This is a genomic window from Oceanobacillus sp. CFH 90083 (assembly GCF_009389585.1).
Taxonomy (GTDB): domain Bacteria; phylum Bacillota; class Bacilli; order Bacillales; family Amphibacillaceae; genus Oceanobacillus.
Window position 1 is genome coordinate 1 of record NZ_VIYG01000031.1, and the last position, 14,690, is coordinate 14,690.

A 14,690-nucleotide genomic window follows, 5' to 3' on the forward strand; every position below is an offset into this window, starting at 1 on the left:
TGGAACAGGAAATGGAAGAGATGAAAGAGCAAAAAGAAGAAGTTGAAAAGCAAAAAGAAGAAGCTGAAAAGCAGAAAGAAAAGGCTGAAAAGCAGAATGAGGAACTGAAAGCAGAGAAAAAGGAGCTGCAAAAGCAGAAAAAAGAGGCAGAAATCAAAAGAAAAGAAGAAGAGCGTAAAAGGTTCGAAGCTGAGTCTGCACTGGAAGAATCTACAAAACAGACGGCAGTAAAAATGTTAGAACAAGGGATAGGCCAAATGACTATTATACAGGTGACCGGTTTAAATCCAGAGCAATTAGACATTATTCAGCAGGAATCGGAGAATAATGATAAGTAGAATGTAAAGTGTACCCTGACAAAATAGAAAATAATAGGGAGCATGCTGGTAATTAAAGAAATAGCATGCTCCTTTATACAGAAGACAGCATTTCGCTTTCCTTATTTTTAGCAGAAGAGATTATTGCATGCATGATTTAATTATCTTTCAGATCTAATAAGGCCAGTTCAAGGGAGGGGAAATCATACGCGAAACCGTGTTCAAGTACTTTCTGTGGATATGCGTACTGTCCTTTTGTCAGGAGATGTGCCATTTCTCCCAAAGTAAGATAGAAGAACACAGCTGGTATATGAAGCCAATACGGCCGCCCGTAAATCTGTGCTGCTTTTTTCATAAAGTCTTTATTTCGTTTAGGAGTCGGTGCAGTGACATTAACCGGCCCTTTTATGCTATGATTTTCTAAGCAAAAGGTGATTAATTTTACGGCATCTTTTACGTGAATCCAGGAGAGCCACTGTTCACCGTCATTGATATGTCCGCCTGCATATAATTTTACCGGCAATGACATCAGTGGAAATGCACCGCCATTATTGCCGAGCAGCACCCCAAATCGTGCATAAATTGTTCTGATACCCAATTTTTCAGCTTGACCAGCTTCTGCTTCCCATTGTCTTGTGACGGATGCAAGATAATCATTGCCCGGCTGCGTTGTTGCTTCTGTGTAGATGAAATCTTCTGACATGCCATAGTATCCTACCGCGGAACCGCTGATAAATACCCCTGGTTTTTCCTTCATATCTTTTATTAATTGGACAAGATATTTAGTGACACGGAGGCGGCTGGTGAGAATGGCTGCCTTCTTCTTTTTTTTCCAATATCCAAACAATGATTCACCAGCCAGATTAATGACAGCATCAATCTTTGGAAGCGCATTTGCAGTCGTATTATAATCCATAAAAGTCAGATGCGATGTATTTGATCTTTTCTCCGGAGAACGGGTCAGAATATATAATTTATGGTTGAGGCTGGTAAGGTGTGCAGCTAAGGTACTACCTAAAAAGCCTGTAGCCCCGGTTATTAGTATGTTCATAATACGGAAACCCCCTTTAAATATTTTAGAGTGTATATTCTAATATTATCTCCTTGTTTCATTTTTTGCTATGATGAAAAGAGAGGTGAATGACGTTGCGAAAAATTACTCGGATTACAATGCAAAAAAAGCAGAAGCACCGCTTTAATATATTTTTAAACACACCAACTGGTGATGAGTATGGATTTAGTGTTGATGAGGATATCCTTATTAAGTTCCGGCTGGAAAAAGGGATGGAATTGAGTGAAGACCGCATCGAAACACTTAAGGAACAGGATAACCTCCATAAAGTATATACCCTTACTATACACTTTTTAAGCTATCGGATACGTTCAGAAAAAGAAGTTGTCATGTATTTGCAGAAAAAAGAAGTGGAGGAAGAACAAATTGCTGTTATTATGCAGCGATTGAGGAAGGAAAAGCTCCTTGATGATCAGCAATTTGCTGATATGTTTGTACGTTCACGTATGAATACCAGCTCAAAAGGTCCTAAAATAATTGAGCAGGAATTATTTGAAAAGGGAATTGGCGGACAAATTGCCGGGAATGCTCTAGAGCAGTATACACCCGCATTGCAGAGAGAAAAAATTCAAAAGCTGCTTGAAAAAAAAATAAAGCAAACCTCCAAAGATTCGTTTCAAAAACAGATAAATAAAGCAAAAAATATGATTTTACAAAAAGGCTTTGATCAGCAGCTTATCCTTGCAGCAATTCAAAGTATGAATCAAGAAGAGGATACAGATCAGGAATGGGAAGCGTTGAAATACCAGGGGGAAAAGCTTTATCAGAAGCAAGTAAAAAAATATGAAGGCTTCCAATTAAAGCAAAAGGTAACAGAAGGCTTGTATCGAAAAGGCTTCCATTTTGATATGATTCAAGAATTCGTTAATGAGCATATAGATAATCAAGAATAAATTCAGGTTGCTTTGACATTATTTTGGTACAATAGAAATCGATGAGGGGGAAGAAGGATGAAATTTCGATACAGTGATTATTCCATTGAGCAGTTACATCAAGAAATCGGTAAATTAAAAGAGCAGGCTCAAAAGGCAGAACAGCTTGGGAATGTTTCCGAGGTGCAAATTTGTGAACGGAAGATGCAAGTCGCCCTTGCTTACACCATGAGTCCGGATGATTTTGAAAAAGAGGCTATTTATCAGCTTAAAATGGAGACAGGCTATAAATTTAGAATATCTTATATTAATGGGGTATTTGCATGGGGCTATCGGATTGATTTATTAGATGAAGCAAGTGAAAATATAGAAGCCTTGCCTATTTCTTTATTGGGAAAAAAGGTAGGCTGAGTATAAAACAACAAGGCAGAAGAAGTAAATCTTCTGCCTTGTTGTTTATCTTTTAACTATCAATATGCTAAGGGGTAGAGTCACTCGGAACTAATTTGTTTTGAAGCTTCTGTTCAGAGAAAATCCAGCCTGTGTAGGAAGTGATTACTTTCAGATTTTTGTCCAGCTTCACAACGGCTACAAAGGGATAATATCCTTTGCTGCGATAGCGTAAATCAATAAAACGAACCTCTGTCACATCATCTTCATTCGTATTTATTTCCCAGCGGTACACGGGAGAGAAGTTTAAAAATGAAGAGATATTTTTATCGTTTTTTGCAGCTTTCATGACATCCGTATCGGGCAATGGTACGCGGTAAAATTCATCGACGATCTCAATATGCCGGTTTTCAACACTGCCTACATAGTAACGGTCGCTGGTTGTGATGGCGACACGCCAGTAATTTTGTTTGAGCGTAGGAGACGTAGCGACAACCTCTGTATCCGGAAAATATTCTTTGATTTTCTGAACAATTTCCCTTTTGTCCATGTAGCGTTTGATGTAATATAATACAATGACTGTATAAATAATCAGCCATGTGTAGCCTGGATTGGCACCTAATGCCCAAGCTATAATACCGGCAACATTCAGGAAAAAAATGTACGGGTCGAATGTATTAATAAACCCTTTTGCAATCCATTTTTTAGTGAACGGACGAAAAGCCTGGGTTCCATATGCATTAAATAAATCGACAAATACATGAATGGATACAGCTAACAATGTCCATAACCAAAGTGTCAGATAGCTAACCTCTGGAACAAATAAATAAATAGCTCCAGACACAAGCAGACTCCACATGAGAATGGCAGGGAGAGAATGAGATGCTCCGCGGTGCTGCCTTATATACGTTGCATTATTTTTTAATTTAAATATTGTATCAAAATCAGGAGCGTGTGATCCCACAACTGTTCCAACTAATACAGCATGAAATAATGCGGGATTACTTTGCACGGCAGGATCCAATGTGGCCAAACCGCCCAGTGCAACACCCATAACTATATGCGTACCAGTATCCATAGCTATATATCCTCCTCATGTTGCTTTTATCAAAGCAATCCAATATTATTTTAACACATAGGACGTGAAAACATGAACGATAAAAGATTAGAACATATAAATATTTCCGCTTTTCAAGATGATTTACTTAAGTGGTACGAAGAAAACAAGCGAAATTTGCCCTGGCGTGAAAATAATGACGCTTATCGCGTTTGGGTATCAGAAATTATGCTGCAGCAAACGAAAGTAGATACGGTTATACCTTATTTTAATCGTTTTATGGAGAAATATCCAACTGTTTATGAATTGGCAGAAGCAGAGCAGCAGGATGTTTTAAAACAATGGGAAGGGCTGGGTTATTATTCCCGTGCAAGAAATTTACAAACAGCAGTACGTGAAGTCGTAGAAACGTATGACGGAAAAGTTCCTGATGACCCTAAGCAGCTTGGCAGTTTAAAGGGGATAGGACCGTATACTAAAGGGGCGATCCTTTCCATTGCGTATAATCAGCCGATTCCAGCAGTAGATGGCAATGTAATGCGTGTTTTCTCCCGGGTCTTACATATTGAAGAAGATATTTCGCAGAGTTCTACAAAAAAATTATTTGAACATTATGTAGAAGAAATGATTTCAAAGGAAGACCCATCCTCCTTTAATCAGGCTATTATGGACTTAGGAGCAACGGTGTGTACACCAAAACAGCCTTTATGTATGTTTTGTCCGGTGATGGAGCATTGTCAGGCGTATGTGGAAGGGATTCAAGAGAGACTACCTGTTAAAAAGAAAGCGAAGAAGCAGCAAAAGAAAAAATATATTGCGTTGCTAATCCAAAATCAGGAAGGTAAATATGTTATTGAAAAAAGACCAGATTCTGGGCTGCTGGCTGGATTATGGCAATTTCCAATGATTCCTGCAGATGACATTATGAAAAAAGATTGGCAGTCCTGGCTGAAAGAAAATTATGGACTGGAAGTAGACATAGAAGAGTCATGCACTGCCATTAAGCATGTTTTTTCTCATATTATTTGGAACGTAGATGTACGAAAAGCGATGACAAATCAGGAAGCGATTGAGGATAATCGATTAAAATTGGTTTCTTTAGAAGAAATGGAACAATATCCTTTTCCAGTTCCACATCAAAAAATGATACCTTTTTTAGAAGAAAAATGAAATATTACAAAAAGGAAAGGATAATTGTTAACCCTGTTAATAATTTTCATCATCAAATAACAGCTGCAATTCCTTTTGTTCTGCGGATAAAAAATGATAAAAAATATTTCTTAAAAAAAGTTGGATAAAGAAATGAGCTTCGGGATACATTAATTATTGCGGAGGTGATATTGATGGCTAAAAAACAAAATCAACAAAACCAACAAAATTCTGCAAAAACAAACGCAGCTGAAGTAAGAAAGCAAAATCAACAGGCAGCTCAAGGACAATATGGTACTGAGTTTGCTTCAGAAACAGATGTACAAGAAGTGAAAAAGCAAAACCAACAATCTCAACAAAACAAGCAATAACATCTGTTTTACTAAAAAAAGGGTTTCCAACTGTGGGAACCCTTTTTTGCGCTTTGTGAGTAATCGCAATCCCGGCGGTTTTAAGGAAGAGAGTAATTGTAACTCTTTTCGGTGGGGTCGAGTAATCACATTCTCGGCTCCGACCGCCATCTCAACCCAAACAAGGGCAATTCAGCACCCGCGTATCAAGTTTTCTTTAAGTGAAGAAACCATTCCGGAATTAATAAGGACTTATCCTTTAACTTTTATAAATGAAGGCTTATAATAAAAGATAATTCATAAATCACTGTATGAAAATGGAGAGGGAGATTTTGGATGGTTTCTCCAAATGCTGGTTCAAAAATGATGATACAAAGTTATAAACATAATGGACAACTTCACAGAGTCTGGAAAAATAGTGTCGTATTAAAAGGAACGGAAAGTATAATCATCGGAGCGAATGATCGGACAAAGGTTATTGAAAGCGATGGTCATTCCTGGATGACGAGAGAACCTGCCATTTGTTATTTTGATGCGAGGCACTGGTTTAATATTATTGGTATGCTTCGGGATGACGGGATTCACTATTATTGTAATCTCAGCTCGCCATTTGTTTATGATGTTGAAGCTGAGTCACTGAAATATATTGATTATGATTTAGATGTAAAGGTATTTCCTGATATGACGTTCAATCTCCTTGATGAAGATGAATATGAAGAGAATAAAGCTTTGATGAATTATCCGGAAGATATTCACCGTATTCTTTATCAGCAATTAGAAGTATTAATTCATTGGATTCGCCAGGGAAAGGGACCATTTTCTCCGGGGTTCGTTGATGATTGGTACGAAATGTACTTAACATATCATTAAACTTGATAGGAGACAGCAAAAAAGGTTTTTAGAGCGATTTAATTGCAATTAGAGTATATAAAAGGGTATCCTTGTTACGGAGTGAAGTAGCGGCAGGGATACCTTTTTATACTTTAGTTTAAGAGGAAGTGAAATAGCGAGCATATTCCATAATACCTTTTCAAGCAGAGGAAGTTGATAAATGAGCAGTATAAAGCAGTATATGCAATTTGTAAAACCATATAAATGGAAAATAATTTGGACACTATTTATTGGTGTAATTAAATTCGGTATTCCATTATTAATGCCTTTAATTTTAAAATTTGTTATTGATGATATTATCACGGTAGAGGACCTTACCCAATCTGAAAAGGTAGCGCGCTTATTCTGGATAATGGGGATTTCTTTTATCGTATTTTTAATTATCCGTCCGCCGGTTGAATATATTCGTCAATACTTGGCACAGTGGGTTGGAAACAAAATTCTTTTTGATATCCGGGGAAAATTATTCGATCACCTGCAAAGGTTAAGCCTGAAGTTTTATTCACAGACAAAAACAGGCGAAATCATCTCCCGGGTAATACATGACGTAGAGCAGACGAAAAATTTTGTTATTACAGGATTAATGAATATCTGGCTGGATGTTACAACCATTTTAATAGCAATTATTATTATGTTTACGATGGATGTGCCGCTTACATTTGTATCGATTATTTTATTCCCGCTCTTTGGTATTTCCGTGAAATACTTCTTTGGGCGTTTGCGCCGTCTGACAAGAGAAAGGTCTCAAGCATTGGCAGAAGTACAGGGGCATTTACACGAACGCATTCAAGGTGTCCCGGTAACGAGAAGCTTTGCACTTGAGGATTATGAGGACGAGCAGTTTGAAAAAAGAAACAGCCATTTCCTCAACCGGGCATTAAAGCATACGGATTGGAATGCCAGAACCTTTGCAGTGACAAATACAATTACCGATTTAGCACCGTTATTAGTTATCGCTTTTGCGGGCTATCAGGTCGTTATGGGTAATACATCACTTGGTACGATGGTAGCCTTTGTCGGATATATGGAGCGGGTGTACAGTCCGTTACGCAGACTGATTAATTCATCGACAACCTTAGTGCAGTCTATTGCGTCAATTGACCGCGTATTTGAATTGATGAATGAGCCTTATGATATTACAGACAAAAAGGATGCAGTTGATCCGGGAAGGCTGCAAGGGAAAGTAACTTTTAATCATGTCTCTTTCCAATATGATGAGGAAGAAGAGCCTGTACTCAAAGACATTGACCTCCATATTGAAAAAGGAGAAACAGTGGCCTTTGTCGGAATGAGCGGGGGAGGGAAGTCAACTTTAATTAGTTTAATTCCCCGCTTTTATGATGTGACAGACGGATCAATTAAAATTGACGGGATGGATTTGCGTGATATGAAAGCTCGTGCGCTTCGGGATAATATTGGAATGGTACTTCAGGACAATATTCTATTCTCTGAATCCATTGAGACAAATATCCGGATGGGGAACCCGGAAGCAACAGATGAGGAGGTTGTGCGGGCAGCAAAAGCAGCAAATGCCCATAGCTTTATTGAATCAACACCGGAAGGGTATAAAACAATGGTTGGAGAGCGTGGCGTGAAATTATCCGGCGGACAGAAGCAGCGGATTGCCATTGCCCGTGTCTTCTTGAAAAATCCGCCATTACTTATTTTTGATGAAGCAACATCTGCACTGGATTTAGAAAGCGAGCATCTTATTCAGGAAACACTGGAGAAGCTTGCTTCTGACCGGACCACATTTATAGTTGCCCATCGGTTAGCGACAATCACCCATGCAAACCGTATTGTTGTAGTGGAAAACGGAGAAATCGTAGAAATTGGGTCTCATGAAGAATTAATGCAGCTCCGTGGCCATTATTATGATTTGTATCAGATTCAGAATTTAGAGGAATAGGAGTAAAAAAGGCATTTCCAGGGGATAAACTTCTCCTGGAAATGCCTTTTTGCATATAAAATTAAATTATTGATCTTCTGCCATTTTCCTAAACACACGACCGACAGCATCAATCGTATTTTCGATATCCGAATCAGTGTGCTCTGTTGTTAAGAACCATGCTTCGTATTTAGAAGGAGCTAAGTTAATGCCTTCCCTCAGCATAAGCTGGAAGAATGTCGCAAAGGCTTCTCCATCGGAAGCTTCTGCCTCCGCATAATTTGTTACCTGGTCGACTCCAAAGTATACCGTCAAGGCTCCGCGAAGACGATTTACGGTGAGGTGGATATTATTTTCTTTTGCTTTTTCTAAAATGCCCTCTTCCAGACGTTTTCCGAGACGCTCTAACTCTTCATACACACCATCTTCTTTTAATACCTCTAAGCAAGCAATACCAGCAGCCATTGAAGCTGGATTTCCAGACATGGTTCCAGCCTGATAAGCCGGACCAAGCGGTGCAACCTGCTCCATAATATCTTTACGTCCGCCGTAAGCGCCGATTGGAAGGCCGCCGCCAATGATTTTCCCCATTGCTGTTAAATCTGGCTCGATATGGTAGAGCTGCTGAGCACTTCCATAGGTGAAACGAAATGCAGTTATGACCTCATCATAAATGACAAGCGCTCCAGCGCGGTGGGTAAGCTCATTCACTTCCTGTAAAAATCCTTCAAATGGCTCAACAATCCCGAAGTTACCTACTATTGGTTCAACGAGTACAGCTGCAATTTCATCCTTCCAATGGCTTAAGGCTTCTTTAAAGGCAGCTAAATCATTAAATGGAACAGTAATTACCTCTGCAGCGCTGGAAGCAGGAACCCCCGCTGAATCAGGTGTACCAAGTGTAGAAGGGCCGGACCCTGCTTCAACTAATACAGCATCAAAATGTCCATGATAGCACCCGGCGAATTTGATGATTTTTGTCCGGTTTGTATAAGCACGGGCTACACGGATGGTAGTCATGACAGCCTCTGTACCTGAATTATTAAAACGAACTTTTTCTAAGGAAGGCATCGCCTCTTTTAACATTTTTGCAAAGGTGTTTTCCAGTTCTGTCGGTGTTCCGTAAAGCACACCGGTTGTTGCTGCCTCAGCAATCGCTTTGGCAATATGCGGATGTGCGTGACCAGTTATGATTGGTCCATAAGCAGCTAAATAATCAATATACTTATTATCATCTACATCCCAGAAATAAGCTCCTTGCCCTCTTTTCATATAGACAGGAGAACCTCCGCCGACAGCTTTATAGGAGCGGGAAGGAGAATTTACCCCGCCGACAATATGTTGTAAAGCTTCCTGATGCAGCTTTTCAGAATTTGTAAACTTCATTATTTCGTTTCCTCCTCATTCTTCCCGACCTGTAAAAAGCTTTCTTGCCCATTTACAAGTCCATTTAAGAGGTAAAATCTAGATATCCTTTCTGCTTGATTTCACCCAGTTATTAATATAACAAAAAAATGAATGGAAAACTTGTACAAACTGTTTTGATTTCTGCATATATATAAGAAAAGAGGAGAGTGTAACGGGGTGTTTCTAAAGCTTGGCGCGTAAAGCGAAACATCAGCAAATGTATTTTGGGAGGAGCAAAAGGCATGGGTATCCCCTGGATATTCTTTATTTTGATTATTATTATAATTGGTAAAAGTATTTATGATTTTATTCAATATAAATCCATTCATGCCCGTATAAAAATGAAAGAAGGGCATTTCTCATTAGAAATTTTTATTGCTATGCTGATTGTTTATTGCATCACCATGGTTGGCTATGGTTTAGTTTATTTTATTTTATCCTTTCAGGGGATTGTTATTGTGGAGCATGGGGAATTGAGAGAAGTTACGATATGGGGATCTGTTGTCCATTCTATCTATTTTAGCGGTGTCACTTTATTGACCCTGGGCTATGGTGATTTGGCACCAGTCGGTATTGGCAGAATCATTGCTATTTCCGAAGCTCTGATCGGATACATACTTCCGGCAGCCTTTGTCTTAAAAGTAGTACAAATCAACAGCAGAGACAGTGATAAATGAATCTCATCCTGCAATATGCTATATTGAAGAGAGAAGAAGGAATGATTAAATGGAGGGATTCGATGCAAATGGAATTAGGGACAAAAATAAATGATTTTACATTACCCAATCAGGATGGGGAGAAAGTAAGCTTATCTGATTTTCAAGGAAAATATGTTGTTTTATACTTTTATCCAAAAGATATGACACCAGGATGCACCACAGAAGCATGTGATTTCCGGGATCATCATGAAAGCTTCAAGGAATTGGATGCAGTAATTATTGGCGTAAGCCCAGATCCGGAAGCACGTCATCAAAAATTTATCACCAAGCATGAGCTGCCATTTACTTTACTTTCAGACGAAGGTCACCAGGTAGCTGATCAATTTGGGGTGTGGAAGCTGAAGAAAAATTTTGGCAAGGAATATTATGGTATTGAGCGCTCCACATTTATCTTAGATAAAGAAGGAAAGCTGATGAAAGAATACCGTAAAGTCCGGGTAAAAGATCATGTGACTGATGCTTTAAACTTTTTGAAGGAAAAGAAAGCTAATTAAGAATATTAGAATCGGAGTGGAGCCGTATGCGAATCTATACCAGATCCGGGGACAAAGGACAAACATCGTTAGTTTATGGACAGCGAGTACCGAAAAATCATTTAAGAGTAGAAGCTTATGGAACATGTGATGAGGTGAATTCCAGTATTGGCCTGGCAGCAAGCTATATAGAAGAAACGGATTGGGATGGAAAGACCGCATTTCTTGACCAGCTGCATCGTGTACAGACAATTCTTTTCCATGTTGGTGCAGAATTGTCCACGCCCAAGGATAAAGAAGTTTATTGGAAGCTTGAACAGAAGCATATTGATGAGATGGAAAAGCAAATTGATGAATGGGATCAATCACTTGAACCTTTAAAAAATTTTATTTTGCCATCAGGTCATAAAGCGGCTAGTGCACTCCATCATGCACGTACCGTAGCAAGACGGGCGGAACGGTTAACTGTAGGGCTGGAAGATGAAGTGGAAAATAAGCTTGTTTTCAGTTATTTAAACCGATTATCAGATTATTTATTTGTTGCTGCCAGATATGTAAATAAGCAATTGGGAGGAGAAGAGCAGCCTCTCCACGTGGATGTCTGATATAGCCTGAATTAATTGACATTATCCACACAGGGCGATAAACTAATTATAAGAATTATAATCTAATAATTTTATTAATTGGGAAGAGAGGTGTTTAGGGTGTCTGAAGATAAATTACGGCAGGCAATTGATACTTTGAAAAAGTCAGGCGTCCGGATTACACCACAACGACACGCCGTATTGGAGTATTTGCTTAATTCAATGGTTCACCCGACTGCGGATGATATATATAAAGCACTTGAAGGAAAATTTCCAAATATGAGTGTTGCGACGGTTTATAATAATTTACGTGTATTAAAGGATATTGGACTGGTCAGAGAGCTTACCTATGGAGATTCTTCGAGCCGGTTTGACTGCAACACATCAGATCATTACCATATCATTTGCAATCAATGTGGAAAGATTGTTGATTTTCATTATCCTTCATTAGAGGAAGTGGAGTCGCTGGCTGAGCAGGTGACAGGCTTTGATGTAAGCCATCATCGCTTAGAGGTTTATGGCACTTGCAATGCCTGTAAGGAGCATCAGGAAGCGAATTAAATGTAAAGAATTCAGAAAAAATCGGCTGTTCCGGTGAGAAGCAGGTTCATTTTTTATCTCTATGTAAAAAGCACAATGCTTTGGGAATATCTCTTGTAAGGATATCCTCATAAGCATTGTGCTTTTTATGCGTGGAAAGGGAAAATTTTTAGCGGCGTTTTTTAATGGATGAATAGCCGCAGCCCCAGACCCCAACGCAATCCTGAGCCTTTTCAAGACTCGGCTTGCCAAGTTTTCTTTATTTTTCATTCTCTTCACGGAATTTACGCTGGTTATACCGTTCGTCAAATTCTTTACCTTCTAAGCTCTTATCCAATGTCAGCGGTTCTTTACAATGCATACAGGCATCTACGCGTCCTAACATTTTTGTCGGCTTCTCACAATTTGGACAGGTAACGGGAACAGCCCTTAAAGACAAGGTGCCAATCCATATGTATACAACACAGCTGAGCACAATCATCAGTACACCCAATATAAATAGACTGAGCATTAACCACTCAATGTTACGAACCATGAGACCGCCATACATTATTAAGATACCGGCAAAGACAAGGATTAAGGCAAAGGTGCGAATTTTATTTATTTTACTTGAATAAGTTAATTGTTTCGCCATTTAAATCCCCCTTAAGCTACAAATTCAGTATATCATAGAATATTGGAAGAATGAATTCTTAAGAAAACGAAGCAAATGAAGCCTAAAAAAGGAGACTTTCCATACTGAACTTGTAACATGTGTGCAAAGATTATGTCACTAAAGAGTTTACAGTTTAATATGAAAGGATAGGATAGTTTTTAAATTTTCCTCTTTCCTATCATGTAAAAAAAGGATTTTTATAAGTATATATCGAATTATGTGTTATGAGAGGAAAGACAGGGAGGCAACTGTTAAATGGAGAATTTTCAAAGAATGATTTATCAGGAACATGCGAGTAATCCAAATACATTAGGAATACTTATTGTGGAGAAGACACAATTCGATCATCCGATCACAGATGGGTTTGATAGTATTTTATTGATTATTGTCGAAAACCAGGAAGTGGACTGGTTTGTAAAGCATTATGAAGTAAATGGCCAGACTGTGGCGATGCATATTGTTACGAAACTGCTTTTGATGGATTGGCTTGATACAAGCGGATACCGGCGTGCAGCAGAATGGGTTATTTACGGAAGAAAAGCCTATGACAGGAATGAATTCGTGAAAGAATTAAAAGAGGAGCTTCAATCTTTTCCTGAGGATAAACGAATGCTTAGAAAAATGATTGACTTTGGAAAGCTGCTGAAAAATTTTAGTGAAGGAAAAGCATTATATGAATCAAAAGAAGTCATGGACTCTTACAGCAAGATTTTAAATGCACTTCATTATTTGGCAAGGCTATCTGTTATTGATCAAGGCTATTATCCGGAAGTAACTGTCTGGAATCAGGTAAAAAATATTGATTTAGAAGTCTACAAGCTATATGAAAAATTAATGGACAGTACAGAAAACTTGGAAAAAAGAATTGAACTGATGCTGATTGCAATGGATTTTGTCATGTTAAATAAAGCAGAGTCTGCCTCTATACATCTTTTAAATTTATTAAATAAAAAAGACGGTTATTGGTCTTATGCTTCTATTACAGCTCTACCGGAGATTGAATACTATACATTGGATTTACATGCGATTATTTCTTATTTAGAAGAGAAGGATATTATTGAGATGAAGCTTGTGGCTACGAAAAATCCGGAAGTGTTTCAGAGAGTATATAAGGTAAAGGAGCTAGAGGAGATGTAATGAAGGTTTAAAATGAAAACCAGCGACTTATTTTGCAATTTTTATAAGGTTGCGGAGTAAGTAATTTTTGGTTTTGCGGCAATATGTTATTTCGTTTCAGTTAAAATGGTTAGCTGTGATTACAAAAGTGTATTTCAGATTGATGATGATATATAAAAAGGGGGGGATTATCTCTTTTTTAAAATAGAGAATAATCAGCTAGTTTAAAGTATGCTCAGAAAATCAGGTCTTAATATAGGTGATGAGAAAAAGCAAAATAAAATTTTATGCTGATAATAATTTCGTGAAGAGGATGATTATTTTTTTCATTTTAGCTTAAAATTATATGATAGGTTGTTTAATGTGGTTGACAGGGGGCTTCAGAATTATTTATATTTAAAAGAAATTTTCTGGAAGAATGAATAGGTAGCTATTTATATTTTATTATGAAGGTAAAAATATAAATCTACTCTTTTTTTACACTTTTAAGTATAAAGAATCTAAGGAATAAAGTATAAGTCCAACGCTTAATCGCAACCCCAGCCTCAACTAAGGCAATCCTGTGCTTTTCAGGCTAGGCTTGCCAAGTTTTATAAAACAACATTTCATTCAATGGAGCCGCTGTTTATTTATTACCAGGTGGTGAACTGCAATGGATCGACTTACAGAAAATCATTGTGATTATTTGCTCCTGTCGAGAATATAGGCAGGACTCCCTTTTTATTGATGAGAGGTGCAAGTTTTACGGCTGTTTGCTTGTGGCAAGCTTTTTCAAAAATAAGATAAGACAATTGGAATTGGTGTTAATTATTTTTCTTATAGAAATGATGTGAAAGATGAGTGGGGCTCGAAGTAAGAAGAAAAACAGCAGGCGCTTTTATAAAAAGATATTCCCTGTGTATATATGATGTAAAAACCTCAGAAAGTATTGGATTATCAATGTTTTGCATTGTTATATACTGTATTGTTTGTCGGCTGTCACATAGTGTGAGTCTATCATTTTTAAATTTGCTTTCAATAAATTTTAAAATAATCGTTGACTTTATATTTCCACCATGGTAAAGTTAATTTCGTTGCTGATTTGAGCAAGCGCTCAGTAAATATAACTTAAAAAAGTTGTTGACAACAAACTTGCTAATATGTTATATTGATAAGGTCGCTGCTTTGAGGCGAGGCAATAAAATTGCTCTTTGAAAACTGAACAAAACAA

At 37.9% G+C, this 14,690-nt stretch carries 15 protein-coding genes and 1 pseudogene; 12 read left to right on the plus strand and 4 right to left on the minus strand.

Going from position 1 to position 14,690, the window contains the following annotated elements; all coding sequences use genetic code 11:
• Positions 1 to 338 (plus strand): annotated as a pseudogene (locus tag FLK20_RS21070) (hypothetical protein); the annotation flags it as partial.
• A 136-nt stretch (positions 339 to 474) separates the two neighbouring features.
• On the opposite strand, the gene FLK20_RS21075 reads toward FLK20_RS21070, so the two are convergent.
• Positions 475 to 1,368 carry a TIGR01777 family oxidoreductase gene (locus tag FLK20_RS21075; protein ID WP_152658566.1) on the minus strand — a complete coding sequence of 298 codons (894 nt, stop codon included), beginning with the start codon at positions 1,366 to 1,368 and terminating at the stop codon, positions 475 to 477.
• Positions 1,369 to 1,463: 95 nt separating this feature from the next.
• On the opposite strand from FLK20_RS21075, the gene recX reads away from it, so the two are divergent.
• Both recX and FLK20_RS21085 read left to right on the plus strand, forming a co-directional pair.
• A complete protein-coding gene (recX, locus tag FLK20_RS21080; protein WP_152658567.1) occupies positions 1,464 to 2,282 on the plus strand; it encodes a recombination regulator RecX in 819 nt (272 codons plus the stop codon).
• 57 nt (positions 2,283 to 2,339) lie between these two features.
• A complete protein-coding gene (locus FLK20_RS21085; protein WP_152658568.1) occupies positions 2,340 to 2,672 on the plus strand; it encodes a YfhH family protein in 333 nt (110 codons plus the stop codon).
• Positions 2,673 to 2,739: 67 nt separating this feature from the next.
• On the opposite strand, the gene FLK20_RS21090 is transcribed toward FLK20_RS21085, so the two are convergent.
• Entirely contained in the window at positions 2,740 to 3,729 is a 990-nt protein-coding gene (locus FLK20_RS21090; RefSeq protein ID WP_152658569.1) for a metal-dependent hydrolase, read from the minus strand.
• A gap of 72 nt (positions 3,730 to 3,801) precedes the next feature.
• Here FLK20_RS21090 and mutY point away from each other — a divergent pair, with 72 nt between their 5' ends.
• The 4 genes from mutY to FLK20_RS21110 all read left to right on the plus strand — a co-directional run bounded on the left by mutY (position 3,802) and on the right by FLK20_RS21110 (position 8,007).
• Positions 3,802 to 4,878, plus strand: a complete 1,077-nt coding sequence (gene mutY, locus FLK20_RS21095; RefSeq protein ID WP_152658570.1) for an A/G-specific adenine glycosylase — start codon at positions 3,802 to 3,804, stop codon at positions 4,876 to 4,878.
• A 173-nt stretch (positions 4,879 to 5,051) separates the two neighbouring features.
• The gene (locus FLK20_RS21100; RefSeq protein ID WP_152658571.1) at positions 5,052 to 5,228 is read left to right on the plus strand and encodes a gamma-type small acid-soluble spore protein; all 177 of its coding nucleotides are present in this window, start codon (positions 5,052 to 5,054) and stop codon (positions 5,226 to 5,228) included.
• 315 nt (positions 5,229 to 5,543) lie between these two features.
• On the plus strand, positions 5,544 to 6,077 hold the full coding sequence (gene ntdP / locus FLK20_RS21105) for a nucleoside tri-diphosphate phosphatase (protein WP_152658572.1): 534 nt from the start codon (positions 5,544 to 5,546) through the stop codon (positions 6,075 to 6,077).
• 181 nt (positions 6,078 to 6,258) lie between these two features.
• The gene (locus FLK20_RS21110) at positions 6,259 to 8,007 is read left to right on the plus strand and encodes an ABC transporter ATP-binding protein (protein WP_152658573.1); all 1,749 of its coding nucleotides are present in this window, start codon (positions 6,259 to 6,261) and stop codon (positions 8,005 to 8,007) included.
• 66 nt (positions 8,008 to 8,073) lie between these two features.
• Here the strand turns inward: FLK20_RS21110 and FLK20_RS21115 are convergent, their stop codons facing one another.
• Positions 8,074 to 9,372, minus strand: coding sequence for a glutamate-1-semialdehyde 2,1-aminomutase (locus tag FLK20_RS21115; RefSeq protein WP_152658574.1), 1,299 nt, complete (start codon positions 9,370 to 9,372; stop codon positions 8,074 to 8,076).
• 263 nt (positions 9,373 to 9,635) lie between these two features.
• Here FLK20_RS21115 and FLK20_RS21120 point away from each other — a divergent pair, with 263 nt between their 5' ends.
• The 4 genes from FLK20_RS21120 (at position 9,636) to perR (ending at position 11,730) form a co-directional block, all read left to right on the plus strand.
• On the plus strand, positions 9,636 to 10,070 hold the full coding sequence (locus tag FLK20_RS21120; RefSeq protein WP_152658575.1) for a potassium channel family protein: 435 nt from the start codon (positions 9,636 to 9,638) through the stop codon (positions 10,068 to 10,070).
• 62 nt (positions 10,071 to 10,132) lie between these two features.
• Positions 10,133 to 10,606: a thioredoxin-dependent thiol peroxidase gene (bcp, locus tag FLK20_RS21125; RefSeq protein ID WP_152658576.1), complete on the plus strand. Its 474-nt coding sequence runs from the start codon at positions 10,133 to 10,135 to the stop codon at positions 10,604 to 10,606.
• A 26-nt stretch (positions 10,607 to 10,632) separates the two neighbouring features.
• A complete protein-coding gene (locus FLK20_RS21130; RefSeq protein ID WP_152658577.1) occupies positions 10,633 to 11,190 on the plus strand; it encodes a cob(I)yrinic acid a,c-diamide adenosyltransferase in 558 nt (185 codons plus the stop codon).
• Between the two features lie 99 nt (positions 11,191 to 11,289).
• Entirely contained in the window at positions 11,290 to 11,730 is a 441-nt protein-coding gene (gene perR / locus FLK20_RS21135; RefSeq protein ID WP_152658578.1) for a peroxide-responsive transcriptional repressor PerR, read from the plus strand.
• A 238-nt stretch (positions 11,731 to 11,968) separates the two neighbouring features.
• Here perR and FLK20_RS21140 read toward each other — a convergent pair whose 3' ends face one another.
• Positions 11,969 to 12,343, minus strand: coding sequence for a YgzB family protein (locus FLK20_RS21140; RefSeq protein ID WP_152658579.1), 375 nt, complete (start codon positions 12,341 to 12,343; stop codon positions 11,969 to 11,971).
• A 276-nt stretch (positions 12,344 to 12,619) separates the two neighbouring features.
• Between FLK20_RS21140 and FLK20_RS21145 the strand changes: the two genes are divergently transcribed.
• Positions 12,620 to 13,501, plus strand: coding sequence for a nucleotidyltransferase-like protein (locus FLK20_RS21145; RefSeq protein WP_152658580.1), 882 nt, complete (start codon positions 12,620 to 12,622; stop codon positions 13,499 to 13,501).
• The last annotated feature ends 1,189 nt before the right edge of the window (positions 13,502 to 14,690 follow it).

Excerpts from the sequence above, each read along its gene's own strand:
- FLK20_RS21115 (WP_152658574.1), bottom strand. The coding sequence starts at position 9,372 with ATGAAGTTTACAAATTCTGAAAAGCTGCATCAGGAAGCTTTACAACAT.
- FLK20_RS21145 (WP_152658580.1), top strand. The coding sequence starts at position 12,620 with ATGGAGAATTTTCAAAGAATGATTTATCAGGAACATGCGAGTAATCCA.
- FLK20_RS21075 (WP_152658566.1), bottom strand. The coding sequence starts at position 1,368 with ATGAACATACTAATAACCGGGGCTACAGGCTTTTTAGGTAGTACCTTA.
- FLK20_RS21130 (WP_152658577.1), top strand. The coding sequence starts at position 10,633 with ATGCGAATCTATACCAGATCCGGGGACAAAGGACAAACATCGTTAGTT.
- FLK20_RS21100 (WP_152658571.1), top strand. The coding sequence starts at position 5,052 with ATGGCTAAAAAACAAAATCAACAAAACCAACAAAATTCTGCAAAAACA.
- FLK20_RS21120 (WP_152658575.1), top strand. The coding sequence starts at position 9,636 with ATGGGTATCCCCTGGATATTCTTTATTTTGATTATTATTATAATTGGT.
- FLK20_RS21090 (WP_152658569.1), bottom strand. The coding sequence starts at position 3,729 with ATGGATACTGGTACGCATATAGTTATGGGTGTTGCACTGGGCGGTTTG.
- FLK20_RS21140 (WP_152658579.1), bottom strand. The coding sequence starts at position 12,343 with ATGGCGAAACAATTAACTTATTCAAGTAAAATAAATAAAATTCGCACC.
- FLK20_RS21085 (WP_152658568.1), top strand. The coding sequence starts at position 2,340 with ATGAAATTTCGATACAGTGATTATTCCATTGAGCAGTTACATCAAGAA.
- FLK20_RS21110 (WP_152658573.1), top strand. The coding sequence starts at position 6,259 with ATGAGCAGTATAAAGCAGTATATGCAATTTGTAAAACCATATAAATGG.
- bcp (WP_152658576.1), top strand. The coding sequence starts at position 10,133 with ATGCAAATGGAATTAGGGACAAAAATAAATGATTTTACATTACCCAAT.
- mutY (WP_152658570.1), top strand. The coding sequence starts at position 3,802 with ATGAACGATAAAAGATTAGAACATATAAATATTTCCGCTTTTCAAGAT.
- ntdP (WP_152658572.1), top strand. The coding sequence starts at position 5,544 with ATGGTTTCTCCAAATGCTGGTTCAAAAATGATGATACAAAGTTATAAA.